Source organism: Stenotrophomonas maltophilia complex sp. Om-AH-Sm3 (genome assembly GCF_059337855.1).
Genome location: NZ_JBYBLQ010000004.1, coordinates 142,564 through 166,011 on the forward strand (window position 1 = coordinate 142,564; position 23,448 = coordinate 166,011).

Genomic DNA, 23,448 nt, shown 5'->3' on the forward strand with positions numbered 1-23,448 from the left:
AGCGATCGGTGTACCGAACCGCGCACCGGACCGCGATGGATTCAAGGACAGCCTGTACCGCGCGGCTGTTGGGTCCGCCTTGAAGCGAGCCGAGCACCGCAGGTCCGGCGGGGGCGAAGAGGCGCGGGTGTCTGAGCGCAGCGAGTTCCGCGCCGTCCCCCGGCGGGCCGAGGAGCGCAGGGTACCGGTGCGCAGCACCAGCTCGCAGACGGCGGCGCGTTTCTTTTGGTTACTTTTCTTTCCGCGCGGAAAGAAAAGTAACGCCCATGAACGCATGCGCCCGCCACAGCAACAATCAGGCAGAAGAGAGGCGCGTGGCGCTACGCGCCGCCGGCAAACCCATGCTGCCGCCACGCCTCGTACATCACCACGGCAACGGTGTTGGAAAGATTGAGGCTGCGGTTGCCCGGCCGCATCGGCAGGCGCAGGCGGCGGCCGTCGGGCAGGGCATCGAGCACCTCCTGCGGCAGGCCGCGGCTTTCCGGGCCGAACAGGAACGCATCGCCCTCTTCAAAGGCCACGCTGTCGTAGCGCACGCTGGCGCGCGTACTGAGTGCGAACAACCGGATCGGTGCGATCCGCGCCAGTGCGGTGTCCAGGTCGGGGTGCACCTGCAGGCGCGAGTACTCGTGGTAGTCCAGGCCGGCGCGCTTGAGCTGCTTGTCTTCCAGTGCGAAGCCGAGCGGCTCGACCAGGTGCAGTTGCGCGCCGGTGTTGGCGCAGAGCCGGATCACATTGCCCGTGTTGGGCGGGATTTCCGGTTGGAACAGGATCACGTGGAACGGGGGCGCGGCATTCATCGGCGCAGTGTACCTGCGACGACCGCCGCCTTTACGGCGCACGCCCTGCTCGGGGCAGGGCGGCACCGGTTACGGGCGCAGCAGGACCTGGGCGGTTTCGGTGGCCAGGGCCTGCAGATCGGCGGCGCTCGGACGCACCTGCAGGGCCGGCAGGTTGACGATGACCGAGTGGGCGACGTTGGTCGCGGCCGCAGCCAGAGTGGCGGCGTAGCGCTGGGCTTCCAGTTCGGCGGCCAGGGCGACGCGCTGTTCCAGGCTTGGGCGCACTTCCACCGAGGCCAGCGTGGTGATCGGCAGCGCGGCGGCAACCGGGGCGGCGACGTAGCCGTTGCGCTCGGCCAGCTGGTCGGCGCTCGGGCGCACTTCCACGGTGGCCAGGGTCGGGATGCCGCTGGCCTGTTCCCAGGCCTGCTGGGCCAGCTGGTCGGCGGCCGGGCGAACCTGCACGGTGGACAGGGTCTTGATGGATTCGGAGGCCTGCACCGACGAAACAACCGCGGTGCCGGCGATCAGGGCGATGGCGATGGCAATGGTCTTGGCGTTCATGACGGGGCCTGTTTAGTGTTGGTGAGCAGTGGTGTGGTAGTAAGGTAGTACACCAGTTCTGGGCATGCAAGAGAAATTTTCGATTTCCTGCATTTGTTCAGTCTCCAGTCAGCTTTTGCCTGATGCCCTTCTTGGCGCAGGAAGTACCAAGCAATCCGCGTGCCAACTTTTAGTTATTGATTTGCAAGGCTTTTGTGTGGTCCCGAAAGTGTCCGCTGGGCGGACACCTGTCCATTCGATAAGCCGCGGACACTGTCCGGACGCCTTCAGCCGGCGTCTGTGACGTTTCAAGAGCGCCCGTGGGCGTCGGGCTCGATGGCCATCTGGGCAAACACCCCCAGTGACTGGCGACCGATTCCTGCCGCCGCGTGCGCAGGCTAGGATCGGGGTTCACCTATGTGACCAAGGATCCGGATATGTCTCTCGCCCTTCGCCCGCGCACCGCATTGCTGGCCGTCGCCCTCAGCACCGCCCTGGGCACGCTTGCTCCTACCTCCGCGCTTGCCGCCAGGCCCGCGGCACCGGCCAAGGTCGATATCCCGTACGAGCAGTTCACCCTGCCCAACGGCCTGCGCGTGATCGTGCATACCGATCGCAAGGCGCCGATCGTCGCGGTCAACGTCTGGTACCACGTGGGCAGCAAGGACGAGCCGGCTGGTCGTACCGGCTTCGCGCACCTGTTCGAACACCTGATGTTCCAGGGCAGCGAAAACCACGACGGCGAATTCTTCGAACCGTTCAAGCAGGTCGGTGCCACCAACCAGAACGGCACCACCAACACCGATCGCACCAATTACTTCGAGAACGTGCCGACCACCGCGCTGGACATGGCGCTGTGGATGGAATCGGACCGCATGGGCCATCTGGTCGGTGCGATCGACCAGGCCGCGCTGGACGAGCAGCGTGGCGTGGTACAGAACGAGAAGCGCCAGGGCGAGAACCAGCCCTACGGCCAGGCCTGGGACCAGCTCAACAAGGCGCTGTACCCGGTGGGCCACCCGTACCACCACGGCGTGATCGGGTCGATGAACGATCTGAACGCGGCGTCGCTGGATGACGTGAAGACCTGGTTCCGTACCTGGTACGGCCCGAACAACGCGGTGCTGGTGCTGGCCGGCGACATCGACCTGGCCACCGCCAAGGAAAAGGTCGCCAAGTACTTCGGCAGCATCCCGGCCGGCCCGACCATGGCGCAGCCGGCGGTGAACGTGGCCAAACGCAGTGCCGACACGCGCGAGACGATGACCGACAAGGTGCCGCAGGCGCGCATCTACCGTGCCTGGAACGTACCGCAGGTCGGCACCACCGAGGTCGATCAGCTGCAGTTGTTCGCGCAGGTGCTGGGCGGTGCCAAGTCTTCGCGCCTGAGCCAGCGCCTGCAGCACCAGGACAAGCTGGTGGACAGCATCGCGTCGGGCCTGTCGACTTCGCAGCTGGGCTCGAACTTCGTGATCATGGCCACGGTCAAGCAGGGCCAGGACCCGGCCAAGGTCGAGAAGATCATCGACGAGGAACTGGACCGGCTGATCAAGCAGGGCCCGACCGCGGCCGAACTGGAGCGCGCCAAGACCGGTGCCCGCGCCGGTTTCATCCGCGGCATCGAGCGCATCGGTGGCTTCGGCGGCAAGGCCGATGCACTGGCCGAGTGCGCGGTGTTCACCGGCGACCCGGGCTGCTTCCGCACCTCGCTGGCCAACATCGAGAAGGCCAGTGCTGCTGATCTGAGCCGGCTGGGCGCGCAGTGGCTGGACAAGGGCAGCCACACCCTGGTGATCGCACCGGGTGAGCGCGTGGCGCTGAAGGAAGACCCGAGCCAGGCGCCGAAGCCGTTCACTGTGCCGGCGGTGGACCCGAAGTACAGCACCCTGCCCGAGCAGGTCGACCGCAAGGCCGGCGTGCCGCAGACCCGCGAGTTCCCGCAGCTGAAGTTCCCGGCGCTGCAGCGCGCCACGCTGAAGAACGGCACCGAGGTGATCCTGGCCGAGCGCCACGAGATTCCGGTGGTGCAGTTCAGCTACCAGTTCCCGGGCGGCTTCAGCGCCGACCAGGGCCGCAAGCCGGGCACCGCCAACTTCACCATGAGCCTGATGACCGAAGGCGCCGGCAAGCTGGGCTCGCTGGCCTTCGCCGACGCCGCAGATGCGCTGGGCGCCAGCCTGGATGCCTCGGCCGGCCTGGACTCGATGAGCGTGGAGCTGTCGGCGCTGAAGGAAAACCTGGTGCCGTCGCTGGCGCTGTACCGCGACCTGCTGCGCGAGCCGCGCTTCGAGCAGGGCGAGATCGACCGGGTCAAGGCGAGCTGGATCGCGGGCATCCAGCAGGAGAAGGTCAACCCGGGTGCGGTGGCGATGCGCGTGCTGCCCCCGCTGCTGTACGGCAAGGGCCACCCGTATGCCATTCCGTTTACCGGTAGCGGTGACGAGGCGGCGATCAACGGCCTGACCCGCGAGGACCTGGTCGACTTCCACCACGACTGGCTGCGCCCGCAGAACGGCACTTTGATCGTCGTCGGCGACACCACCCTGGCCGAGATCGTGCCGCTGCTGGACAAGCAGCTGGGCGATTGGAAGGCCAGTGGCGAGGCCCCGCAGGTGAAGGCGGCCACCGACGTTGCGCTGCCGAAAGGCCCGCGCGTCTTCCTGATCGACCAGCCGGGCGCGGTACAGGCCAACCTGTTCGCCGGCCAGGTGGTGGCACCTTCCAGTGCCACCAGCTCGACCCGCTTCGACATCGCCAACGGCGTGATCGGTGGCGACTTCACCTCGCGTCTGAACATGAACCTGCGCGAGGACAAGCACTGGTCGTACGGTGCGCGCAGCAGCGCGGTCAATTCGGTGGGCCAGCGCCCGTGGATGGCCAGCGCGCCGGTGCAGATCGACAAGACCGGCCCGGCACTGGCGGAAATGCGCAAGGAAATCGCCGCGTTCGCCGATGGCAGCAAGCCGGCCACCGCTGCCGAGGTCAACCGCATCCGCAACATCCAGACCCTGAGCCTGCCCGGTGCCTACGAGACCGCCAGTGCGGTGGCGTCGACCATCGGTTCGATCGTGCAGTTCAAGCGCCCGGACGATTACGTGCTGCGGCGCAAGGCCGAGATCGAAGCGATGACCCCGGCGCAGGTGCAGCAGGCCGCCGCCGAGATCAAGCCGCAGGCCCTGACCTGGGTGGTGGTGGGTGACCTCAAGCAGACCGAAGCGGCCGTGCGTGCGCTGAACCTGGGCGAGGTGACGGTGATCGACGCCGAAGGCAACCCGGTCAAGAAATAAGGCACGACCGGCCCGCCCTGTGGCGGGCCGGCTCCCCCGGTAGTGCCGGCCGCTGGCCGGCAACCCTGAAGGGGTCAGAGCCCCCTGCGGGGGATCCGCTCCCCACCGGCTACCCCCGATTCAGGCTGTTCAGGCAGAATCCCCCCCATACCCTTCCAGGATCTGCCCATGCGCGTTCTGCTGCTTTCCTCCCTGCTGCTCACCGTCACCGCCTGTACCTGGGTGCCGATCGAACCGGCCGGCAAGGCGACCCGCGTGCTGCCGGCGGGCCCGGTTCCAGCCGGCTGCATCGCCAAGGGCGAGGTGGTGGTCACCGTGAAGAGCAAGGTCGGCTTCTACAACCGCAACCCGCTGCGGGTGCAGGAAGAGCTGGAAACCCTGGCCCGCAACGAGGCCCCGAGCGCCGACGCCAATGCCGTCCAGGCCGCTGCGGCCCCCGCCGATGGCAGCCAGCGCTTCGCCGCGTTCCAGTGCCCGCCGCGCTGAACGCTTCACCATACGGCCGAGGCTGAATTCGTAAAGATGCGGTGAAAGCCCGGGGGTTATAGAATAGCGCCCCCTTTTGCCTGAGCCTTGGCGCTAACCTCGATGCTCTTCAAGAATGTCTCGATCGCCGGCCTGGCACACGTCGACGCACCGCATACGCTGACGACCAAGGAAATCAACGAACGCCTGCAGCCGACGTTGGATCGCCTGGGTATCCGCACCGATGTGCTCGGCGACATCGCCGGCATCCACGCCCGCCGCCTGTGGGACAACGGCGTGCTGGCGTCGGACGCCGCCACCATGGCCGGCCGCAAGGCACTGGAAGACGCGGGCATCACCGCGACCCAGGTCGGCCTGCTGGTCAACACCTCGGTCAGCCGCGACTACCTGGAGCCGTCCACGGCCTCGATCGTGTCGGGCAACCTCGGTGTCAGCGACGAATGCATGACCTTCGACGTCGCCAATGCCTGCCTGGCCTTCATCAACGGCATGGACATCGCGGCGCGCATGATCGAGCGCGGTGATATCGACTACGCGCTGGTGGTGGACGGCGAGACCGCCAACCTGGTGTACGAGAAGACCCTGGAGCGCATGACCGCCCCGGACGTCACCGCCGACGACTTCCGCAACGAGCTGGCCGCGCTGACCACCGGGTCGGGCGCCGCCGCGATGGTGATGGCGCGCGGGGAGCTGGTGCCGGACGCGCCGCGCTACAAGGGCGGCGTGACCCGCTCGGCCACCGAGTGGAACCAGCTGTGCCTGGGCAACCTGGACCGCATGGTCACCGACACCCGCCTGTTGCTGATCGAAGGCATCAAGCTGGCGCAGAAGACCTTCAGCGCCGCCAAGATCGCACTCGGCTGGGCCGTGGAGGAGCTGGACCAGTTCGTGATCCACCAGGTCAGCCAGCCGCACACCGCCGCGTTCATCAAGAACTTCGGCATCGACCCGAAGAAGGTCATGACCATCTTCGGCGAGCACGGCAACATCGGCCCGGCCTCGGTGCCGATCGTGCTGAGCAAGCTCAAGCAGCTGGGCAAGCTGAAGAAGGGCGATCGCATCGCGCTTCTGGGTATTGGCTCGGGCCTGAACTGCTCGATGGCTGAAGTGGTCTGGTAAGCAGCCCGTTGCCCGACCTCCTGTAGAGCCGAGCCATGCTCGGCTCACGCGCGCAGCGCGGCTCTTCCGCAGCGGACCGGAGAGCAGCCGAGCAACGGCTCGGCTCTACATTGCGCCGCGACTCTCCTTAGGTGCTCCGCATGCGCGATCTTCCCGGTTACCCCGCCCACCCGCAGCGCTTCGAGGTCCGCCCCGGCCTGTCGATGAACTATCTCGACGAGGGCCCGCGCGATGGCGAGGTGGTGGTGATGGTGCACGGCAACCCGTCGTGGAGCTACTACTGGCGCACGCTGGTAGCCGGCCTGTCGGACAGGTACCGGTGCATCGTGCCGGACCACATCGGCATGGGCCTGTCGGACAAGCCCGATGACAGCCGCTATGAGTACACGCTGCAGTCGCGCGTGGACGATCTTGATGCGCTGCTGAAGCATCTGGGCATCACCGGCCCGGTGACCCTGGCCGTGCACGACTGGGGCGGCATGATCGGCTTCGGCTGGGCGCTGTCGCACCACGACCAGGTGAAGCGCCTGGTCGTGCTCAACACCGCTGCGTTCCCGATGCCGGCGGCGAAGAAGATGCCGTGGCAGATCGCGCTCGGCCGCCACTGGAAGATCGGCGAGTGGATCATCCGCAGCTTCAACGCATTCTCGTCCGGCGCCTCGTGGCTGGGCGTGGAGCGCAGGATGCCGGCCGACGTCCGCCGCGCCTATGTGTCGCCGTACAACAGCTGGGCCAACCGCATCAGCACCATCCGCTTCATGCAGGACATCCCGCTGTCGCCGGCCGACAAGGCCTGGTCGCTGCTGGAGCGCGCCGGCAAGGCGCTGCCGTCGTTCACCGACCGCCCGGCCTTCCTCGGCTGGGGCCTGCGCGACTTCGTGTTCGACCATCATTTCCTGAAGGGTTTCCAGGCCGCACTGCCGCAGGCCCAGGTGCATGCCTTCGAGGACGCCGGCCACTATGTGCTGGAAGACAAGCATGAAGTGCTGGTGCCGGAGATCCGCGCGTTCCTGGACGCCAACCCGATCTGATCGGTTCCCGGGCCGGATTCCGGTAGTGCCGGCCGCTGGCCGGCAACCTCATGAACCCGGCGGGCATAGCGCGCTTGCCGGCCAGCGGCCGGCACTACCATTACGCCGCGACCGGCGCCTGCGGGGGCGAGGACGGGCTGTTGCCGTTGTCGTCCGGGTGATCGTCGTCGTTGTCGGCGTCATCGCGCCACCGCCAGTCGGCCGGCGTCAGCGGATCCAGGCCATAGGCGATGCGCGCCTTGTCGCACTGCGGGCTGGCCTTTCCGTACTCCCACGATGCATCCACCTCACGGCACACGCTGGGCCGGTTGGGGTGGATGGTGCAGCGCGAGTAAACGCCGATCTGCGCATCCAGCGCCACGCAGCGCACCGGCCTGGAGTGGGTGCCGCGCATGCACAGGCGATGCGGGTCCAGCACCTCGGTGAGCTGGTGCGGCACGCCGCCGGGGGTGACCTCGTCCGATTCCATCCAGTGGAAGGCCACGCGGTATTGGGTGCAGCAGGCGCCGCAGGTCATGCAGGGATGTTGCATGGGCAAGCCGCCTCGGGCGGCAGTCGGAATCAGGAACGAGGGAGCGGATTTTCCACGAAGTGGGCCGCCGCGCAAGAAATTCCGTAAGCGGCGACAATGAACGGATGAACCGACCCTGCAACATTGCCGCGCGCCTGCCTGAACTGGCGCGTGAACGTCCCGATCAGATCGCCATCCGCTGCCCGGGCCGCCGCGGCGCCGGCAACGGCATGGCCGCCTACGATGTCACCCTCGATTACCGCCAGCTGGACGCCCGCAGTGATGCCATGGCCGCCGGCCTGGCCGGCTACGGGATCGGCCGTGGCGTGCGCACGGTGGTGATGGTGCGGCCTTCTCCGGAGTTCTTCCTGCTGATGTTCGCGCTGTTCAAGCTGGGCGCAGTGCCGGTGCTGGTCGATCCGGGCATCGACCGGCGCGCGCTGAAGCAATGCCTGGACGAAGCCCAGCCGCAGGCCTTCATCGGCATTCCGCTGGCGCATGTGGCGCGGCTGGTGCTGCGCTGGGCGCCGTCGGCCACCCGGCTGGTGACGGTCGGCCGCCGCCTCGGCTGGGGCGGTACCAGCCTGGCCGCGCTGGAACGTGCCGGTGCCAAGGGGGGGCCGATGCTGGCCGACACCGATGGCGAGGACATGGCCGCGATCCTGTTCACCAGTGGCTCCACCGGCGTGCCCAAGGGCGTGGTCTACCGCCACCGCCACTTCGTCGGCCAGATCCAGCTGTTGGGCAGTGCCTTCGGCATGGAAGCGGGTGGGGTGGACCTGCCGACCTTCCCGCCGTTCGCGCTGTTCGACCCGGCGTTGGGCCTGACCTCGGTCATCCCGGACATGGACCCGACGCGGCCGGCGCAGGCCGACCCGGGACGCCTGCACGATGCCATCCAGCGCTTCGGGGTGACCCAGCTGTTCGGCTCGCCAGCCCTGATGCGGGTGCTGGCCCGGCACGGGCGGCCACTGCCGACGGTGACCCGGGTGACCTCGGCCGGGGCACCGGTGCCGCCGGATGTGGTCGCCACCATCCGCAGCCTGCTGCCGGCCGATGCGCAGTTCTGGACCCCCTATGGCGCCACCGAATGCCTGCCGGTGGCGGTGGTCGAAGGCCGCGAACTGGAGCGCACCCGCGCGGCGACCGAGGCCGGTGCCGGCACCTGCGTGGGCAGCGTGGTGGCCCCCAACGAGGTGCGCATCATCGCCATCGACGACGCACCGCTGCCGGACTGGTCGCAGGCGCGCGTGCTGGCGGTGGGTGAAGTGGGGGAAATCACCGTGGCCGGGCCGACCGCCACTGACAGCTACTTCAACCGCCCGCAGGCCACGGCGGCGGCGAAGATCCGCGAGACGCTGGACGACGGCAGCACGCGCATCGTCCACCGCATGGGCGATGTGGGCTACTTCGACGCGCAGGGCCGCCTGTGGTTCTGCGGGCGCAAGACCCAGCGCGTGGAAACCGCGCGCGGGCCGCTGTACACCGAGCAGGTCGAGCCGGTGTTCAACACCGTGGCCGGCGTGGCGCGCACGGCACTGGTCGGCGTCGGCGCCGCCGGCGCGCAGGTGCCGGTGCTGTGCGTGGAACTGCAGCGCGGCCAGTCCGACAGCCCGGCGCTGCAGGAAGCGCTGCGTGCACATGCCGCCGCCCGCTTGCCGGAGGCCGGCCTGCAGCACTTCCTGGTGCATCCGGCGTTCCCCGTCGATATCCGTCACAACGCCAAGATCGGCCGCGAAAAGCTCGCCGTCTGGGCCAGCGCCGAACTGGAGAAGCGCGCATGAAGATCCTGGTCACCGGCGGTGGTGGTTTCCTTGGTCAGGCGCTGTGCCGTGGCCTGGTCGAGCGTGGCCACCAGGTGCTGGCGTTCAACCGCAGTCATTACCCGGCGCTGCAGGCCATGGGCGTGGGCCAGATCCGCGGTGATCTGGCCGATGCGCAGGCGGTGCTGCATGCGGTGGCTGGCGTCGATGCGGTGTTCCACAACGGCGCCAAGGCCGGGGCGTGGGGCAGCTATGACAGCTACCACCAGGCCAACGTGGTCGGCACCGACAATGTCATTGCGGCATGCCGCGCGCACGGCATCAACCGGCTGGTCTACACCTCAACGCCCAGCGTGACCCACCGCGCCACGCATCCGGTGGAAGGCCTGGGGGCCGACGAGGTGCCGTACGGCGAGGACTTCCAGGCACCGTATGCGGCGACCAAGGCGATCGCCGAACAGCGCGTGCTGGCCGCCAACGATCCGTCGCTGGCGACGGTGGCACTGCGCCCGCGCCTGATCTGGGGCCCGGGTGACCAGCAGCTGGTGCCACGCCTGGCCGAGCGTGCACGGCAGGGCCGCCTGCGCTTGGTCGGCGACGGCAACAACAAGGTCGATACCACCTACATCGACAACGCCGCGCTCGCGCATTTCCTCGCTTTCGAGGCACTGGCGCCGGGTGCAGCGTGTGCGGGCAAGGCCTACTTCATTTCCAACGGCGAACCGCTGCCCATGCGCGAACTGGTCAACCAGCTGCTGGCCGCTGTTGGCGCGCCGACGGTGGACAAGGCGATCAGTTTCAAGACCGCCTATCGCATCGGCGCGGTCTGCGAACGGCTGTGGCCGCTGCTGCGCCTGCGTGGCGAGCCGCCGCTGACCCGCTTCCTGGCCGAACAGCTGTGCACGCCGCACTGGTACAGCATGGAACCGGCGCGCCGTGACTTCGGCTACGTGCCGCAGGTCAGCATCGAAGAGGGTCTGCGCAGGCTGAAGGCTTCATCTGCTGCATAGATCGCCATCACTGGTTGCACACCGCAGGATCGGGAGGATGGACCCACGCCATCCAAGGCTCGACCACCCGCGAGGAGCGCCATGCTGCACTACGCCATCATCTTCTTTGTCATCGCCATCATCGCCGCCGTTCTGGGTTTCTCCGGAATTGCCGGCGCCGCAACCAACATTGCCTGGATCCTGTTCGTGGTGTTCCTGATCCTTGCGGTGATCTCGATGTTCCGCAAGCGCGGCTAGCCGGTAGTGCCGGCCGCTGGCCGGCATCGCTTTCCGCAGAGTCGAGCCATGCTCGACTCTGCGGGCGATCACGACGTTACACAGCGCTCTGCAGCCCGCGATCGGCCTCATGGCGCTCCAGCGCCAGTTCGATCAGGCGCGTGATCAAGGTCGTGTAGTCGACACCGCTGGCGCCCCACAGCTTCGGATACATGCTGATGCGGGTGAATCCGGGCAGGGTATTGATCTCGTTGATGATGATCTCTCCGCCTGCGGTGAGGAACACATCCACCCGCGCCATGCCGGCACACTCCAGCGCCTGGTAGGCCTGCAGCGCGATCTGCTGGATGCGTGCCTGGGTGCCGGCATCGATATCGGCCGGTACCACCACCTCGGCACCATCCTCGTTGATGTACTTGGTGTCATAGGCGTAGAACTCGTCGTGCACCACCACCTCGCCGCACAGGCTGGCCTGCGGATGTTCGTTGCCCAGCACCGCGCACTCGATCTCGCGGCCGATCACCGCCGATTCCACCAGCACCTTGTGGTCGTAGCGCAGCGCCATTGCCAGCGCTTCGGCAAAGCCCGCCGCATCCTTGACCTTGCCCACGCCTACCGACGAGCCCTGGTTGGCCGGCTTCACGAACAGCGGCAGGCCAAGCTGGGCGATCACCGCATCGACATCCACTTCCGCCACCTGGTGGCGGCGGATGCACAGCCACGGCGCCACCTGCAGCCCGGCGTCGCGCAGCAGACGCTTGGTCACGTCCTTGTCCATCGCCACTGCCGAGCCCAGTACCGGCGAACCGACGAAGGGCAGGTTGGCCATGCGCAGCAGCCCCTGCAGCGCACCGTCCTCGCCCAACGGTCCGTGCACGATCGGCAGCACCACATCGATCTGGCCGAGCGCGCTGGCCGCATCGCACGGCTGCAGCTGCCCCTGCTCGGCGCCCGGGCGCACCGCCAGCGACGTGCCGGACCGATGCAGCGCGATGCGCGCGGGATCTTCGGCATTGATCAGGAACGTCTCCGGCTGGCTCAGGTGCCACTGCCCCTGCTTGTCGATGCCGACCAGCACCGGCTCGAAGCGGTCGCGATCGAGCGCATCGAGGATGTTCTTCGCCGACTGCAGCGAAACTTCGTGCTCGGAAGACTTGCCCCCGAAAATGATGCCGACCCGGGTCCGTGCCATGGGGAATGCGATGTCCTGTGCGTTGCGTGGCCTCATAGCATGAACCTTCATCGGCCCTTCGCGTGAGGCACAGATGAACCGGATATCCATCCACGCATGGCGTGGATCTGCCGTGTCGACCAAGGTCGACACCCACCAACAGCAACACAGAACGCCGTCCCGACAGATCGCAGCAAGTTGTCGAAGGCGGGGTGGGTCCGGTTGCGGGGGCGTGAGCGCCATGGATGGCGCGACCGAGCTTGCATGGACGTACTTGCAGCGTCCCCCGCAACCGGACCCATCCCGCCAACCCACGGAATGCCCGCTGTTGCTGTTGGGGTTGAGGTTTGCCGGCCAGCGGCCGGCACTACCGCGGGTGCCGGGCGGCAGCCCGGCCCAAGCCCCCCACCCACGCAGGTAGAATGCGCCCATGGCTCTTTCCCTGCTCAAGTCCCTCAAGCCGGTCGCTGGCCGCGCCCTGCAGATCGCCCTGAACCGCGCGCTGGCGCTGGATCCGGATACCCGCCATGCCCTGGCCAGCCTCGATGGCCGGCACATCGACCTGACCCTGGAAGCGCCGTCGCTGGCGATGCGCATCAGCGTCGACGGCGACCAGCTGCGGGTCGGCCCGGTGGATGCGCAGGAAGCCGACCTGGCCGTGCGCAGCAGCCTGGCCGGCGTGCTGGCGCAGCTGCCGCTGCTGGCCAACGCACGGCGCGGCGAGTCCAACAACAAGGGCCGTGTACGCGTGGCCGGTGACGCCGAACTGGCGCGACGCCTCCAGCAACTGGCCAAGGGCTTCGATCCGGACTGGCAGCAGCCCTTCGTCAGCGTATTCGGCGAGGTACTGGGCGTGCAGGTTGCCAACACCCTGCGCAGCGCCCTGCAGCATGCGCGCCAGGGTGCGATCGACCTGGCCCACAGCGCCGCCGAATTCATCACCGAGGAGTCGCGCGACGTGGTGCCGCGTGCCGAGCTGGATGCCTTCCACGATGACGTGGACGTGCTGCGTGATGACGTCGAGCGTCTCGGCGCGCGCGTGCAGCGCCTGCGGGGTGCCGCATGAAGGCCGTGCTGCGGGCGAGCCGCATCGGCCGGGTGATCCTGCGTTACCGCCTTGACGACCTGCTGCAGGGCACGCCGGCCGAGCGTTGGCTGCGTCTGGCCAAGCCGTTCGTGCCGCGTGCCTCGGCCGACATCGCCGCACAGTCGCGCGGTGCGCGCCTGCGGCTGGCGCTGCAGGATCTCGGCCCGATCTTCGTCAAATTCGGCCAGATCCTCTCCACACGCCGCGACCTGGTGCCGCCGGATGTGGCCAACGAGCTGACCCTGCTGCAGGACCGGGTCAAGCCGTTCGACGGCGATACCGCGCGCCGGATTGTCGAGGAAGCGCTTGGCCTGCCGGTCAGCGAGGCGTTCGCCAGCTTCGATACCGAACCACTGGCGTCGGCTTCGATCGCGCAGGTGCATGCGGCCACGCTGGCCGATGGCCGCCAGGTGGTGGTCAAGGTGCTGCGCCCCGGCATCGAGAAGCAGATCGATGCCGATATCGCCCTGCTCAACTCGCTGGCCGCGCTGGTCGAGCGTACCCATCCGCGTGCCGACAAGATCCGACCGCGCGAAGTGGTGGCCGAAGTCGAGAACACCTTGGCCGCCGAGCTGGACCTGCAGCGCGAAGGCGCCAATGCCAGCGTGCTGCGCCGCTTCTGGGAGAACAGCGACGACCTGTACGTGCCGGAAGTGATCTGGAGCCATACCGCCGAGCGCGCGCTGACCCTGGAGCGCGTGTGGGGCATCCCGTCCGACGACATCGCTGCGCTCGACAAGGCGGGCATCGACCGCAAAGCACTGGCCGCCAAGGGCGTGCGGGTCTTCTACACCCAGGTGTTCCGCGACAACTTCTTCCATGCCGATGCGCACGCCGGCAACATCTGGGTCGACACCGATCCGGCCCGCCGCGCCAACCCGCGATTCATCGCGCTGGACTTCGGCATCATGGGCCAGCTGTCGCAGGAGGATCAGTACTACCTGGCCGAGAACTTCATGGCCATCTTCAACCGCGACTACCGCCGCATCGCCGAACTGCATGTGCAGGCGCGCTGGATGCCGGACAACGTGCGCATCGATGATCTGGAAGCGGCCGTGCGTTCGGTGTGCGAGCCGTACTTCACCCGTCCGCTGTCGCAGATCTCGCTGGCCGAAGTGCTGATGAAGCTGTTCCGCGTGGCGCAGCGCTACCAGCTGACCCTGCAGCCGCAGCTGATCCTGCTGCAGAAGACCCTGCTGAACATCGAAGGTGTCGGCCGCCAGCTGGATCCGCAGATCGATATCTGGGCGGTGGCCAAGCCGGTGCTGGCGAAGATCCTGCGCGAGCGCTACAGCCCACGCCGGGTCGTGCGCGAGATCGGCAAGCGGTTGCCGGAAATCATGACCCACGCACCGGACATGCCGCGCCTCGTACACGCCTGGCTGACCCAGCAGGTGGAGGGGCGCCACGAGCTGGCGATGCGCTCGCGCGATCTGGTTGCGCTGGATGCCAGCGTGCAGCGCCTGCAGAAGCGCGCGGTCGGCGCGATCACCGGCGTCGGCCTGCTGGCCATCGCCGCGCTGATGTACGTGCTGCAGCCGCCGGGCTGGTACTGGGGCGACCTGCCGATGTGGAGCTGGGTGTCCGGTGCCGTCGGCGCGCTGGCGCTGGCGCGCGCGTGGTGGAGATAGACCCGGTGCTGCAGACGCTGAAGAACGAACTGATGCACTTCGGTGCTGAAAACGACGCGCATGAAACCGAGCGCGCTCGGCGCATGCTCAACATCACGCCGGATACCGGTGAATTCCTGTCGGTGCTGGTGCGTTTCGGCAGCGCACGCCGGGTACTGGAAATCGGCACCTCCAATGGCTACTCCACGCTGTGGCTGGCCGAAGCCGCCGCCGCCATCGACGGCCACGTGACCACGCTGGAAGTCGCCGAGGACAAGGTGGCGATGGCGCGATCCACGTTCGCGCGCAGCGGCTTGGCCGCGCACATCACGCTGGTGCATGGCGATGCCGGGCAGTGGTTGGCAGAGGCCGGCGAAGGCTGCATCGACCTGCTGTTCCTCGATTCGGACCGCGGGCAGTACGCCGGCTGGTGGCCGCAACTGCGCCGCGTGCTGCGGCCAGGAGGCCTGCTGGTGGTGGACAACGCCACGTCGCACGCGGAAGAGATGGAACCCTTGTGCCTGCTGCTGGATGCCGATCCGGACTTCAGCACCAGCGTGGTGCCGGTGGGCAACGGCGAACTGCTGGCCGTGCGCAACGCCTGATTGCCACGCTGCCCGCGCGTGATCCGGTAGTGCCGGCTGCTGGCCGGCAGCCGCCGCAATCCAACTGCCCGGAGGCAGCCGGCCAGCGGCCGGCTCTACCCCATTCAGTGCCCAGCCACGATAATCCCGCGGTGAGTACCGAACCTGACACCCTCGCCGCGGTCGAGACTGAAACCGCGCCCCTGCAGCTGCTGCACCTGGATGAGCGCCTGGCCGTGGTCAACAAGCCTGCCGGGCTGATGGTCCACGACAGCAAGCTGGCCCGTGGCGAAGATGATTTCCTGGCCGACCGCCTGCGTGAGCAGCTGGGGCGGCCGATCTTCCTCGTGCACCGCCTGGACCGGGCCACCAGTGGCTGCCTGCTGCTGGCCTTCGACCGCGAAACCGCCAGTTCGCTGGGCAAGGCACTGATGGGTGGCGAAGTGGCCAAGGACTACCTGACGGTCTGCCGAGGCTGGCCTGCCGAGCTGTCCTGGCGGGTGGACCATGATTTGGATGGCGGGCCGGGCAAGCCGGTGAAGAAGCCGGCGATCACCGATTTCCAGCGCCTGGCCACTGGCGAGCTGTCGGTGCCGGTGGGCGAATTCAGCAGCTCGCGCTACGCGCTGCTGCGCTGCCAGCCGCAGACCGGGCGCTTCCGGCAGATCCGCCGTCACCTCAAGCACCTCTCGCATCACATGATCGGCGATACCAGCCACGGCGATGGGCGCCACAACCGCGTCTTCCGCATGCAGGGCGTGCACCGCATGCTGCTGCACGCCGAGCGCCTGCGTTTTCCGCATCCGGAGGGCGGCAACGTGGATGTCAGTGCGCCGCTGGACCGCCAGTTCCAGAAGGCACTGGACCTGTTCGGCTGGCAGGTGGACGCAGTTTGACGGTAGTGCCGGCCGCTGGCCGGCAGCTGCGTGATTCCAGGTGTACTGGGGAGCCGGCCAGCGGCCGGCACTACCTCATTCTCGTTTCTTTTCCGGCTCGTTGACGATCGCTTCCAGGTCTTTCTGCAGGTCCGCAAACAGCGGCTGCATGCGCGCCTGGATGGCCACCATCACGTTCTGCATCAGTGCCGGGGTCTTGTCCAGCAGGCTCTGGCCTGCCGCGCTCTCGTAGAACTCGGCCATCGCCAGCACGTCTTCCTTGCTGAACGTCTTCTTGTACAGGTCCACGTACATCGGCCGCAGCTGCTGCCACGACATGGCCTGGCGCAGGGTCTGGCTGGTCCGCGCCTGGATCCGCTTCAGCTGTTCCTGCTGCTGGGCGGTGAGCTGGCGCTGCGCGGCCACCTGCTGGAACTGCTGCTGCTGCATGGCTTCGATCTGCGGCACCATGGTGTCGATCATGCTCTGCGCGCGCGAGGCCGACAGCAGGCGGTTGATGTCGCCGTCGGTCGGCGGGGCGGCCAGTGCCGGGACGCTGGCCGTGGCCAGTGCCAGCAGCAGGGCGGCGCGGCGCAGCAGGGACGGCAGGGCGGGTGCGAAGCGGGTCATGCGGGCTTCCTGCGGTACATGGGACCGCCAGCATACCTGCAGCCCAGGCGAAGGCGGCGTGTTCGGCGCCTGATCGGCGGCATACGGGGCGCGATGGCGCACTCCACCACGTGGCTGCCGCTACAATGCGCGGATGGGCAGTGGACCGGTCACCATCAGCGCGCAGCTTGAAATCCCCGACGGCGAGATCGTCGAGCGGTTCGTGCGCGCCAGTGGCGCCGGCGGCCAGAACGTCAACAAGGTGTCCACTGCGGTGGAACTGCGTTTCGACGTGGCCAACTCGCCCTCGTTGCCCGAACCGTTGCGCGCGCGGCTGTTGGCGCGGCGTGACCGGCGCATGACCGGCGAAGGCGTGCTGGTCATCCACGCGCAACGTTTCCGCACCCAGGATCGCAATCGCGAGGATGCGCGCGAGCGGCTGGCGGCCTTCATCCAGGCCGGGCTGAGCGTGCCCAAACCGCGCAAGGCCACCAAGCCGACCCTCGGGTCGAAACTGCGTCGTCTGGACGCCAAACGCGGGCGCGCGCAGATCAAGCGCGGGCGCTCATCACGTGACTGGGAGTGATTGCTTGAACAACCCGACTTCGTTGCTGCCGGCCGTCCCGCCGCAGATGCCGCAGGTCAAACCCAACGCCTTCCTGCGCTGGCTGGCGCGCTGCACCCTGCGCATGGGGGGCTGGAAGGTGACCGGCACCCTGCCTGACATCCCCAGGCTGGTCTTCATCATCGCCCCGCATTCGTCCAACTGGGACGGGCTGTGGGGCATGGCGGCGAAGATCGCGCTCGGCATGAAGGTGAAGGTGCTGGGCAAGGCGTCGCTGTTCTGGTGGCCGCTGGGCCCGTTGCTGCACCGGCTGGGCGTGATTCCGCTCGATCGCAGCTCGCCACAGGGCACGGTGGGCCAGGCGGTGGACCTGCTGCGCAACAACGAGAAGATGTGGTTCGCCATCACCCCCGAGGGCACCCGCAAGGCGGTGAAGGACTGGAAGGCCGGCTTCCTGAAGATCGCCCGGATGGCCGACGTGCCGATCCTGACTGCGTATTTCCACTATCCGGAAAAGACCATCGGCATCGGTCCGTTGTTCACCCCGAGCGGCGACGATGTGGCCGACATGGCTGCCATCCGCGAGTTCTACCGGCCCTGGATCGGCAAGACCCGCGGCACGGTCTGAGCCGGCCGCAGGCCGCCGCATAGACGCCACGTCCGGCACATGCCGGGCGAGCGCGACAGGAGTAGGGTGGAGGGCTGGTATCCATACCGTCTGCCCAAGGAGCGTTTTTACATGTCGCGTACCGTAGTCCTGGCCGCCGCCATCAGCCTGGCGCTGGCGGCCTGTTCCGGCAAGGAGTCCACCCCCGTGTCCGATGCCCAGAAGACCCCGGCCCAGCAGCCGGCCGAAGCCTCCACCAATCCGCTGCTGAGTGCCAGCACGCTGCCGTTCCAGGCCCCGCCGTTCGACAAGATCAAGGACAGCGACTACCTGCCGGCGTTCGAAGAAGGCATGCGCCAGCACCTGGCCGACGTGCGCAAGATCGCCGACAGCAGCGAGCCGGCCACCTTCGACAACACCATCGTGGCGATGGAGCGCAGCGGCGAGACCCTGACCCGCGTGTCGCGCATCTTCTTTGGTCTGGTCCAGGCCGACACCAACGATGCGCGCCAGAAGATCCAGGAAGAAGTGGCGCCGAAGCTGGCCGCGCACCAGGATGAGATCAACCTCGATCCGAAGCTGTTCGCGCGCGTGAAGTCGCTGTACGACCAGCGTGACACGCTGGAGCTGGACCCGGTGCAGAAGCGCCTGGTCGAGCACTATTACGATGGCCTGGTGCGCGCCGGTGCGCAGCTGTCCGACGCCGACAAGGCGACCCTGCGCAAGCTCAACGTGGAAGAGACCACGCTCTCCACCCAGTTCCACACCCGCCTGGTGGCCGCGACCGCCGCTGCGGCTGTTGTCGTTGACGACAAGGCCAAGCTGGCCGGCCTGGACGAGGGCGCGATCAACAACGCTGCGGCCGCCGCCAAGGATCGCAAGCTGGATGGCAAATTCCTGCTGCCGCTGCAGAACACCACCCAGCAGCCGGTGCTCGGCTCGCTGAGCGATCGCGACCAGCGTGCCGCCGTTCTGAAGGCCTCTGAAACCCGCGCCGAGCGCGGTGATGCCAACGACACCCGGCAGACCGTGCAGCGCCTGGCCCAGCTGCGTGCGCAGAAAGCCAAGCTGCTCGGCTTCGACACCTTCGCTGACTATCAGCTGGGCGACCAGATGGCCAAGACTCCGGCTGCCGCGCTCAAGCTGCTGACCGACACCGTGCCGGCCGCCACCGCCAAGGCGCGCGCCGAGGCCGGTGAGATCCAGAAGGTCATCGACGCGCAGAAGGGCGGATTCCAGGTCGCCGCTTCGGACTGGGACTTCTACGCCGAGCAGGTGCGCAAGGCCAAGTACGATCTGGACGAGTCGCAGATCAAGCCGTACTTCGAACTGGACAACGTGCTGCAGAACGGCGTCTTCTACGCCGCCACCCAGCTGTACGGCATCACCTTCAAGCCGCGCACCGACATTCCGACCTACAACCCGGACATGAAGGTGTACGAAGTGTTCGACAAGGACGGCACCTCGCTGGCGCTGTTCTACACCGACTACTTCAAGCGTGACAGCAAGTCCGGCGGCGCCTGGATGGACGTGTTCGTCGAACAGGACGGCCTGACCGGTGCCAAGCCGGTGGTCTACAACGTCTGCAACTTCACCAAGCCGGCCGCCGGCCAGCCGGCGCTGATCAGCTTCGACGACGTCACCACGATGTTCCATGAGTTCGGCCATGCGCTGCACGGCATGTTCTCGAACGTGAAGTACCCGTCGATCGCCGGCACCGCCACCTCGCGTGACTTCGTCGAGTTCCCGTCGCAGTTCAACGAGCACTGGGCACTGGACCCGAAGGTGTTCGCCAACTACGCCAAGCACTACAAGACCGGCGAGGCGATGCCGCAGGGACTGGTCGACAAGATTCTCAAGGCGCGCAGCTTCAACCAGGGCTATGCGACCACCGAATACCTGTCGGCCGCGCTGCTCGACCTGGCCTGGCACACGCAGAAGGCCGATGCACCGCTGCAGGATGTCGGCGCCTTTGAAGCCAGCGCGCTGAAGAAGTTCAAGGTCGACCTGCCGCAGGTGCCGCCGCGCTACCGCACCACCTACTTCGACCATATCTGGGGTGGTGGTTACTCGGCCGGTTACTACGCCTACTTCTGGGCCGAAGTGCTGGACCATGACGCCTACCAGTGGTTCACCGAACACGGTGGGCTGACGGCGGCCAACGGCCAGGAGTTCCGCGACAAGATCCTCTCGCGCGGCAACAGCGTGGAGCTGTCGACCCTGTACCGCGATTTCCGCGGCAAGGACCCGTCGGTGGAACCGTTGCTGAAGTTCCGCGGGCTGAAGTGAGAAACAGAAAACGGCGGGGGCAACCCCGCCGTTCTTCTTTGTGTAGAGCCGAGCCCATGCTCGGCTGGCTTTTTCTGGAGACGCAGCCGAGCATGGGCTCGGCTCTACACACAGCGTTACGTCCCCACGTGCACGCGGTTCGCCTGCTCGGCCAGGCCCAGGTGATCGAGCGCGATATCCAGCGCCAGCACATAACTCTGCGCGCCATACCCAGCAGCGATGCCCAGGCGCTGGCCGACACCGGCCGGCAGGCACGGTTCGGCCACTGCGCCGTCGTCATGCACCTCTACGTACGCGTTGTGCAGATAGGGCAGCAGCCGCTGCAGGCGCAGACTGTTGGCACACGCACCCGGATCGAGCAGCGTCACCTCGCCGCGGCTGTGATCGGCCACGCGCAGCGCATCAAGCAGTTCCTGTTCCGAACCGCAGGCGCGGATCGCCACGCTGGTGCCGGCGTCGATCGCGCGATGCACCAGCGACTTCAGGACCGGTGCCGGCAGCGGCATCGCGGTGCGGATCAGGGCGCCGGCCGCTTCCGGGCCGCGGATGATGAAGATCGACATGACTCAGCCCTCCTGCGCCAGGCGGCGGCCGACAATGGCCAGCGACAACGGGTAACCGGCCTGCTGGCTGCGCTGGTCGACCACCACGGCGGCGGGGCCGTGCTGCAGGCGCAGGCGTGCATCCAGGCCAGGTTCGCCGGGTGCCTGCAACTCGATGTACTGCGCCGGCAGCCGTTCCAGCGCCGCCTGCAGCGCGCCACCTTCGGCCTGCCATTGCGCCTCGTCGGCGGCACCGACATCCAGCAGTACCCAGTCGGCCGAGCGCGCCTGCGGCTGGCACAGGCACTGGCGTACCTCGGACAGGCTGGCGCAGTCGCTGCAGAGCACGCGATGGCCGGCCAGCTGTGCCGGCAGTTGGGGGCGCGGTGCCGACGAAGAGGCGTGGCGGATCACCAGGAGGGTCATACAACACCTTGCGGAATGCGCCGTGTGGCGCGGTGGGCACACGATGCGCGTGCTGCCCGTAAAGGTGCGATGCCCGCGGCCGGGCCGGGGCGTAAAACCTGCGTAACCCCTTTTGCAGCGCCAGGGTTGCCAGGACTGGGGCACAGAGCAGCCGAGCGTAGGCTCGGCTCTACAGGAGCGCGGCGCGGGAACCTCTTGCGCCCGGATGTGGTCTGATGCAGCCACCACCCAACCGGAGCCTGTCATGGATGCTGTTGCCCGTCCCCCCTTTTCCCAACGCGCCGTGGCCTGGCTGAAGAAGGAAGCATTGCCGCTGCTGGTGATGCTCGGCCTGCTCGCCGCCGCCCGCGATACCCTGGCCAACCATTACGTGGTGCCGAGTGGTTCGATGCAGCCGACCCTGCAGCCCGGCGACCGGGTGGTGGTGGACATGCGCGCCTACGGTCTGCGCCTGCCATTCACCAACACGGAACTGATGGCGACCGGCACCCCGCAGCGTGGCGAGGTGGCGGTCTTCGACTCTCCGGCCGACGGCACCCGCCTGATCAAGCGCGTGGCGGCGGTGGCCGGTGACCATGTGCAGATGCGCGAAGGCCATCTGAGCATCAACGGGCAGCCGCTGCAGATGGCCGACCTGCAGGACGTGGAAGCCTTCGGCGAGCGACGTGCCCGCCTTGATCTGGACATGGGCGGCGGTCCGGACATCGCCGACCTGGTGGTGCCGGCTGGCAAGGTGCTGGTGCTGGGTGACCACCGCGGCAACAGCTTCGATGGCCGCTTCTTCGGCTTCGTCGACGCCGACAAGCTCTACGGCCGCGCGGTGGCGGTGTACTACCGCCGGGGCGACGGCTTCGAGTGGCAGCGCCTGTAAGCTGAATTGATACTTCTCGTATATCAATCATGACCTATCAGGTTATGGATCGACTGGATAGACGGGCCTAGTCTGAGGCCCGTTCCCTCCCACGCTTGGCCGCCCCCACCGGCCCATCGATCCCATGACTGGCGAAACCGCGGCGGCCGTCGAACGCCGCCCCCCCACTGTCGACTCCAGCGCCGAGACCCGCATCCAGCAGGGCACACCGGCCTTCCGCCGCACCGCGCTGGCACTGTTCCTGGCCGGCTTTTCCACCTTCGGCCTGCTGTACACGGTGCAGCCGCTGCTGCCCGAGTTCAGCCGCCATTTCGGCGTGTCCGCCGCCGGCAGCGCGATGTCGTTGTCGCTGACGACGGGCACCTTGGCCGTGGCGATGCTGCTGGCTGGTCTGCTGTCCGATGCGGTCGGCCGCCGCCCGTTGATGATCGTCGCGTTGCTGGCCTCGGCCATGCTGTCGCTGAGCTCGGCGCTGGTGGATGACTGGACCACGCTGCTGGTATTGCGCACGCTGCTCGGCCTGGCGCTGAGCGGCGTGCCGGCGGTGGCGATGACCTACCTGGTCGAGGAAATGGACAGCCGCGCGCTGGGCCTGGCGATGGGCCTGTACATCGGCGGTAACGCCATCGGTGGCATGAGCGGACGCCTGCTGGCCGGCATCATCGCCGACCACTGGGGCTGGCGCTGGGGTATCGGCGTGGTCTCGATCATCGCGGTGGCCAGCACCGTGCTGCTGTGGCTGCAGCTGCCGCCGTCGCGCCACTTCCATCCCCGTCGTGACGGCCTGCGCCAGTTGCCGTCGCGCTGGCGCATGCTGTTCGCCGACCCGGGCCTGCCGTGGCTGTTCGCCACCTCGTTCGTGCTGATGGGCGTGTTCGTCACCCTCTACAACTACTTGGGCTACCACCTGCTGGCGCCGCCGTACCACCTCAGCCAGACCGTGGTCGGCCTGATCTTCAGTGTCTACCTGGTGGGCACCTTCAGTTCGGCGTGGATGGGCCAGCAGGCCACGCGCTACGGGCGCGGCCGCATCCTGTCGATCTCGTTCGCGTTGATCGGCGCGGGCATCGCACTGCTGGCAATGCCGTGGCTGAGTGCGATGGCACTGGGTATCGCGCTGGTCACGTTCGGCTTCTTCGGCGGCCACTCGGTGGCCAGCAGCTGGGTTGGCAGCCGCGCCGGTACGATGCGCGCCGAAGCCTCGGCGATGTACCTGTTCGCCTACTACCTCGGGTCCAGCGTGCTGGGTGGGGTCGGTGGCCTGGCCTATGCGGCCTGGGATTGGCTGGGTGTGTGCCTGTTCGCTGCCGTGCTGACCCTGATCGGTGGTGGCATCGTCTGGGCACTGCAGCAGCGCGCGCCGCAGCCGGTCACCGCGTGATCCACCGCGTACGGTAGTGCCGGCCGCTGGCCGGCATGCCGGCCCATGTGGGGTTGCCGGCCAGCGGCCGGCACTACCCGGGT

Annotated in this window: 23 protein-coding genes; 16 read left to right on the plus strand and 7 right to left on the minus strand. The window is 67.6% G+C overall.

Annotation, left to right across the window (positions count from 1 at the left end; genetic code table 11):
- Positions 1–320 precede the first annotated feature (320 nt).
- Both AC10QF_RS06975 and AC10QF_RS06980 read right to left on the minus strand, forming a co-directional pair.
- On the minus strand, positions 321–800 hold the full coding sequence (locus AC10QF_RS06975) for a tRNA (cytidine(34)-2'-O)-methyltransferase (protein ID WP_099496096.1): 480 nt from the start codon (positions 798–800) through the stop codon (positions 321–323).
- A 69-nt stretch (positions 801–869) separates the two neighbouring features.
- Positions 870–1,346 carry an XAC0231 family protein gene (locus AC10QF_RS06980; protein ID WP_049441064.1) on the minus strand — a complete coding sequence of 159 codons (477 nt, stop codon included), beginning with the start codon at positions 1,344–1,346 and terminating at the stop codon, positions 870–872.
- Positions 1,347–1,762: 416 nt separating this feature from the next.
- On the opposite strand from AC10QF_RS06980, the gene AC10QF_RS06985 reads away from it, so the two are divergent.
- The 4 genes from AC10QF_RS06985 to AC10QF_RS07000 all read left to right on the plus strand — a co-directional run bounded on the left by AC10QF_RS06985 (position 1,763) and on the right by AC10QF_RS07000 (position 7,248).
- The gene (locus tag AC10QF_RS06985) at positions 1,763–4,612 is read left to right on the plus strand and encodes a M16 family metallopeptidase (protein ID WP_111096363.1); all 2,850 of its coding nucleotides are present in this window, start codon (positions 1,763–1,765) and stop codon (positions 4,610–4,612) included.
- A gap of 168 nt (positions 4,613–4,780) precedes the next feature.
- Positions 4,781–5,098, plus strand: a complete 318-nt coding sequence (locus AC10QF_RS06990; protein ID WP_111096364.1) for a DUF4156 domain-containing protein — start codon at positions 4,781–4,783, stop codon at positions 5,096–5,098.
- Positions 5,099–5,200: 102 nt separating this feature from the next.
- Entirely contained in the window at positions 5,201–6,217 is a 1,017-nt protein-coding gene (locus tag AC10QF_RS06995) for a 3-oxoacyl-ACP synthase III (protein WP_447906063.1), read from the plus strand.
- Between the two features lie 140 nt (positions 6,218–6,357).
- Positions 6,358–7,248 carry an alpha/beta fold hydrolase gene (locus AC10QF_RS07000; protein WP_049441068.1) on the plus strand — a complete coding sequence of 297 codons (891 nt, stop codon included), beginning with the start codon at positions 6,358–6,360 and terminating at the stop codon, positions 7,246–7,248.
- Positions 7,249–7,348: 100 nt separating this feature from the next.
- On the opposite strand, the gene AC10QF_RS07005 is transcribed toward AC10QF_RS07000, so the two are convergent.
- Positions 7,349–7,780 (minus strand): YkgJ family cysteine cluster protein, encoded by a 432-nt coding sequence (locus AC10QF_RS07005; RefSeq protein ID WP_049416617.1) that lies wholly within the window; start codon positions 7,778–7,780, stop codon positions 7,349–7,351.
- Between the two features lie 104 nt (positions 7,781–7,884).
- Here AC10QF_RS07005 and oleC point away from each other — a divergent pair, with 104 nt between their 5' ends.
- The 3 genes from oleC to AC10QF_RS07020 all read left to right on the plus strand — a co-directional run bounded on the left by oleC (position 7,885) and on the right by AC10QF_RS07020 (position 10,769).
- Positions 7,885–9,543, plus strand: coding sequence for an olefin beta-lactone synthetase (gene oleC / locus AC10QF_RS07010; RefSeq protein WP_049441070.1), 1,659 nt, complete (start codon positions 7,885–7,887; stop codon positions 9,541–9,543).
- Positions 9,540–10,532 carry a 2-alkyl-3-oxoalkanoate reductase gene (oleD, locus tag AC10QF_RS07015; protein WP_111096365.1) on the plus strand — a complete coding sequence of 331 codons (993 nt, stop codon included), beginning with the start codon at positions 9,540–9,542 and terminating at the stop codon, positions 10,530–10,532. The genes oleC and oleD overlap by 4 nt, the downstream gene beginning before the upstream one ends.
- 81 nt (positions 10,533–10,613) lie before the next feature.
- Positions 10,614–10,769, plus strand: coding sequence for a DUF1328 domain-containing protein (locus AC10QF_RS07020; RefSeq protein ID WP_005407633.1), 156 nt, complete (start codon positions 10,614–10,616; stop codon positions 10,767–10,769).
- A 76-nt stretch (positions 10,770–10,845) separates the two neighbouring features.
- Here AC10QF_RS07020 and ddlA read toward each other — a convergent pair whose 3' ends face one another.
- Entirely contained in the window at positions 10,846–11,940 is a 1,095-nt protein-coding gene (ddlA, locus tag AC10QF_RS07025; RefSeq protein WP_111096371.1) for a D-alanine--D-alanine ligase, read from the minus strand.
- A gap of 409 nt (positions 11,941–12,349) precedes the next feature.
- Here ddlA and AC10QF_RS07030 point away from each other — a divergent pair, with 409 nt between their 5' ends.
- The 4 genes from AC10QF_RS07030 (at position 12,350) to AC10QF_RS07045 (ending at position 16,096) form a co-directional block, all read left to right on the plus strand.
- Entirely contained in the window at positions 12,350–12,985 is a 636-nt protein-coding gene (locus tag AC10QF_RS07030; protein ID WP_005420772.1) for a ubiquinone biosynthesis accessory factor UbiJ, read from the plus strand.
- A complete protein-coding gene (ubiB, locus tag AC10QF_RS07035; RefSeq protein WP_061479344.1) occupies positions 12,982–14,637 on the plus strand; it encodes a ubiquinone biosynthesis regulatory protein kinase UbiB in 1,656 nt (551 codons plus the stop codon). The genes AC10QF_RS07030 and ubiB overlap by 4 nt, the downstream gene beginning before the upstream one ends.
- A gap of 32 nt (positions 14,638–14,669) precedes the next feature.
- Positions 14,670–15,221, plus strand: coding sequence for an O-methyltransferase (locus AC10QF_RS07040; RefSeq protein WP_164282726.1), 552 nt, complete (start codon positions 14,670–14,672; stop codon positions 15,219–15,221).
- Between the two features lie 107 nt (positions 15,222–15,328).
- The gene (locus AC10QF_RS07045; RefSeq protein ID WP_404830557.1) at positions 15,329–16,096 is read left to right on the plus strand and encodes a pseudouridine synthase; all 768 of its coding nucleotides are present in this window, start codon (positions 15,329–15,331) and stop codon (positions 16,094–16,096) included.
- Between the two features lie 75 nt (positions 16,097–16,171).
- Here the strand turns inward: AC10QF_RS07045 and AC10QF_RS07050 are convergent, their stop codons facing one another.
- Positions 16,172–16,705 (minus strand): DUF2059 domain-containing protein, encoded by a 534-nt coding sequence (locus tag AC10QF_RS07050; protein ID WP_005420757.1) that lies wholly within the window; start codon positions 16,703–16,705, stop codon positions 16,172–16,174.
- 133 nt (positions 16,706–16,838) lie between these two features.
- On the opposite strand from AC10QF_RS07050, the gene arfB reads away from it, so the two are divergent.
- The 3 genes from arfB (at position 16,839) to dcp (ending at position 20,145) form a co-directional block, all read left to right on the plus strand.
- Positions 16,839–17,270 (plus strand): alternative ribosome rescue aminoacyl-tRNA hydrolase ArfB, encoded by a 432-nt coding sequence (gene arfB, locus AC10QF_RS07055; protein ID WP_111096367.1) that lies wholly within the window; start codon positions 16,839–16,841, stop codon positions 17,268–17,270.
- Positions 17,271–17,274: 4 nt separating this feature from the next.
- Positions 17,275–17,877 (plus strand): lysophospholipid acyltransferase family protein, encoded by a 603-nt coding sequence (locus tag AC10QF_RS07060; RefSeq protein ID WP_049413619.1) that lies wholly within the window; start codon positions 17,275–17,277, stop codon positions 17,875–17,877.
- 111 nt (positions 17,878–17,988) lie between these two features.
- Positions 17,989–20,145, plus strand: coding sequence for a peptidyl-dipeptidase Dcp (gene dcp / locus AC10QF_RS07065; protein WP_494541974.1), 2,157 nt, complete (start codon positions 17,989–17,991; stop codon positions 20,143–20,145).
- A gap of 116 nt (positions 20,146–20,261) precedes the next feature.
- On the opposite strand, the gene AC10QF_RS07070 is transcribed toward dcp, so the two are convergent.
- Together AC10QF_RS07070 and AC10QF_RS07075 are read right to left on the minus strand one after the other, a co-directional pair.
- Positions 20,262–20,708 carry a 3-dehydroquinate dehydratase gene (locus AC10QF_RS07070; RefSeq protein ID WP_004153636.1) on the minus strand — a complete coding sequence of 149 codons (447 nt, stop codon included), beginning with the start codon at positions 20,706–20,708 and terminating at the stop codon, positions 20,262–20,264.
- Between the two features lie 3 nt (positions 20,709–20,711).
- On the minus strand, positions 20,712–21,113 hold the full coding sequence (locus tag AC10QF_RS07075) for a hypothetical protein (protein ID WP_111176906.1): 402 nt from the start codon (positions 21,111–21,113) through the stop codon (positions 20,712–20,714).
- Positions 21,114–21,357: 244 nt separating this feature from the next.
- On the opposite strand from AC10QF_RS07075, the gene lepB reads away from it, so the two are divergent.
- Positions 21,358–21,984, plus strand: a complete 627-nt coding sequence (gene lepB, locus AC10QF_RS07080; RefSeq protein WP_005420745.1) for a signal peptidase I — start codon at positions 21,358–21,360, stop codon at positions 21,982–21,984.
- 124 nt (positions 21,985–22,108) lie between these two features.
- Positions 22,109–23,365 (plus strand): MFS transporter, encoded by a 1,257-nt coding sequence (locus AC10QF_RS07085; RefSeq protein ID WP_188248572.1) that lies wholly within the window; start codon positions 22,109–22,111, stop codon positions 23,363–23,365.
- Positions 23,366–23,448: the final 83 nt, after the last annotated feature.

Excerpts from the sequence above, each read along its gene's own strand:
- AC10QF_RS06975 (WP_099496096.1), bottom strand. The coding sequence starts at position 800 with ATGAATGCCGCGCCCCCGTTCCACGTGATCCTGTTCCAACCGGAAATC.
- AC10QF_RS06980 (WP_049441064.1), bottom strand. The coding sequence starts at position 1,346 with ATGAACGCCAAGACCATTGCCATCGCCATCGCCCTGATCGCCGGCACC.
- AC10QF_RS06985 (WP_111096363.1), top strand. The coding sequence starts at position 1,763 with ATGTCTCTCGCCCTTCGCCCGCGCACCGCATTGCTGGCCGTCGCCCTC.
- AC10QF_RS06990 (WP_111096364.1), top strand. The coding sequence starts at position 4,781 with ATGCGCGTTCTGCTGCTTTCCTCCCTGCTGCTCACCGTCACCGCCTGT.
- AC10QF_RS06995 (WP_447906063.1), top strand. The coding sequence starts at position 5,201 with ATGCTCTTCAAGAATGTCTCGATCGCCGGCCTGGCACACGTCGACGCA.
- AC10QF_RS07000 (WP_049441068.1), top strand. The coding sequence starts at position 6,358 with ATGCGCGATCTTCCCGGTTACCCCGCCCACCCGCAGCGCTTCGAGGTC.
- AC10QF_RS07005 (WP_049416617.1), bottom strand. The coding sequence starts at position 7,780 with ATGCAACATCCCTGCATGACCTGCGGCGCCTGCTGCACCCAATACCGC.
- oleC (WP_049441070.1), top strand. The coding sequence starts at position 7,885 with ATGAACCGACCCTGCAACATTGCCGCGCGCCTGCCTGAACTGGCGCGT.
- oleD (WP_111096365.1), top strand. The coding sequence starts at position 9,540 with ATGAAGATCCTGGTCACCGGCGGTGGTGGTTTCCTTGGTCAGGCGCTG.
- AC10QF_RS07020 (WP_005407633.1), top strand. The coding sequence starts at position 10,614 with ATGCTGCACTACGCCATCATCTTCTTTGTCATCGCCATCATCGCCGCC.
- ddlA (WP_111096371.1), bottom strand. The coding sequence starts at position 11,940 with ATGGCACGGACCCGGGTCGGCATCATTTTCGGGGGCAAGTCTTCCGAG.
- AC10QF_RS07030 (WP_005420772.1), top strand. The coding sequence starts at position 12,350 with ATGGCTCTTTCCCTGCTCAAGTCCCTCAAGCCGGTCGCTGGCCGCGCC.
- ubiB (WP_061479344.1), top strand. The coding sequence starts at position 12,982 with ATGAAGGCCGTGCTGCGGGCGAGCCGCATCGGCCGGGTGATCCTGCGT.
- AC10QF_RS07040 (WP_164282726.1), top strand. The coding sequence starts at position 14,670 with ATGCACTTCGGTGCTGAAAACGACGCGCATGAAACCGAGCGCGCTCGG.
- AC10QF_RS07050 (WP_005420757.1), bottom strand. The coding sequence starts at position 16,705 with ATGACCCGCTTCGCACCCGCCCTGCCGTCCCTGCTGCGCCGCGCCGCC.
- arfB (WP_111096367.1), top strand. The coding sequence starts at position 16,839 with ATGGGCAGTGGACCGGTCACCATCAGCGCGCAGCTTGAAATCCCCGAC.
- dcp (WP_494541974.1), top strand. The coding sequence starts at position 17,989 with ATGTCGCGTACCGTAGTCCTGGCCGCCGCCATCAGCCTGGCGCTGGCG.
- AC10QF_RS07070 (WP_004153636.1), bottom strand. The coding sequence starts at position 20,708 with ATGTCGATCTTCATCATCCGCGGCCCGGAAGCGGCCGGCGCCCTGATC.
- AC10QF_RS07075 (WP_111176906.1), bottom strand. The coding sequence starts at position 21,113 with ATGACCCTCCTGGTGATCCGCCACGCCTCTTCGTCGGCACCGCGCCCC.
- lepB (WP_005420745.1), top strand. The coding sequence starts at position 21,358 with ATGGATGCTGTTGCCCGTCCCCCCTTTTCCCAACGCGCCGTGGCCTGG.
- AC10QF_RS07085 (WP_188248572.1), top strand. The coding sequence starts at position 22,109 with ATGACTGGCGAAACCGCGGCGGCCGTCGAACGCCGCCCCCCCACTGTC.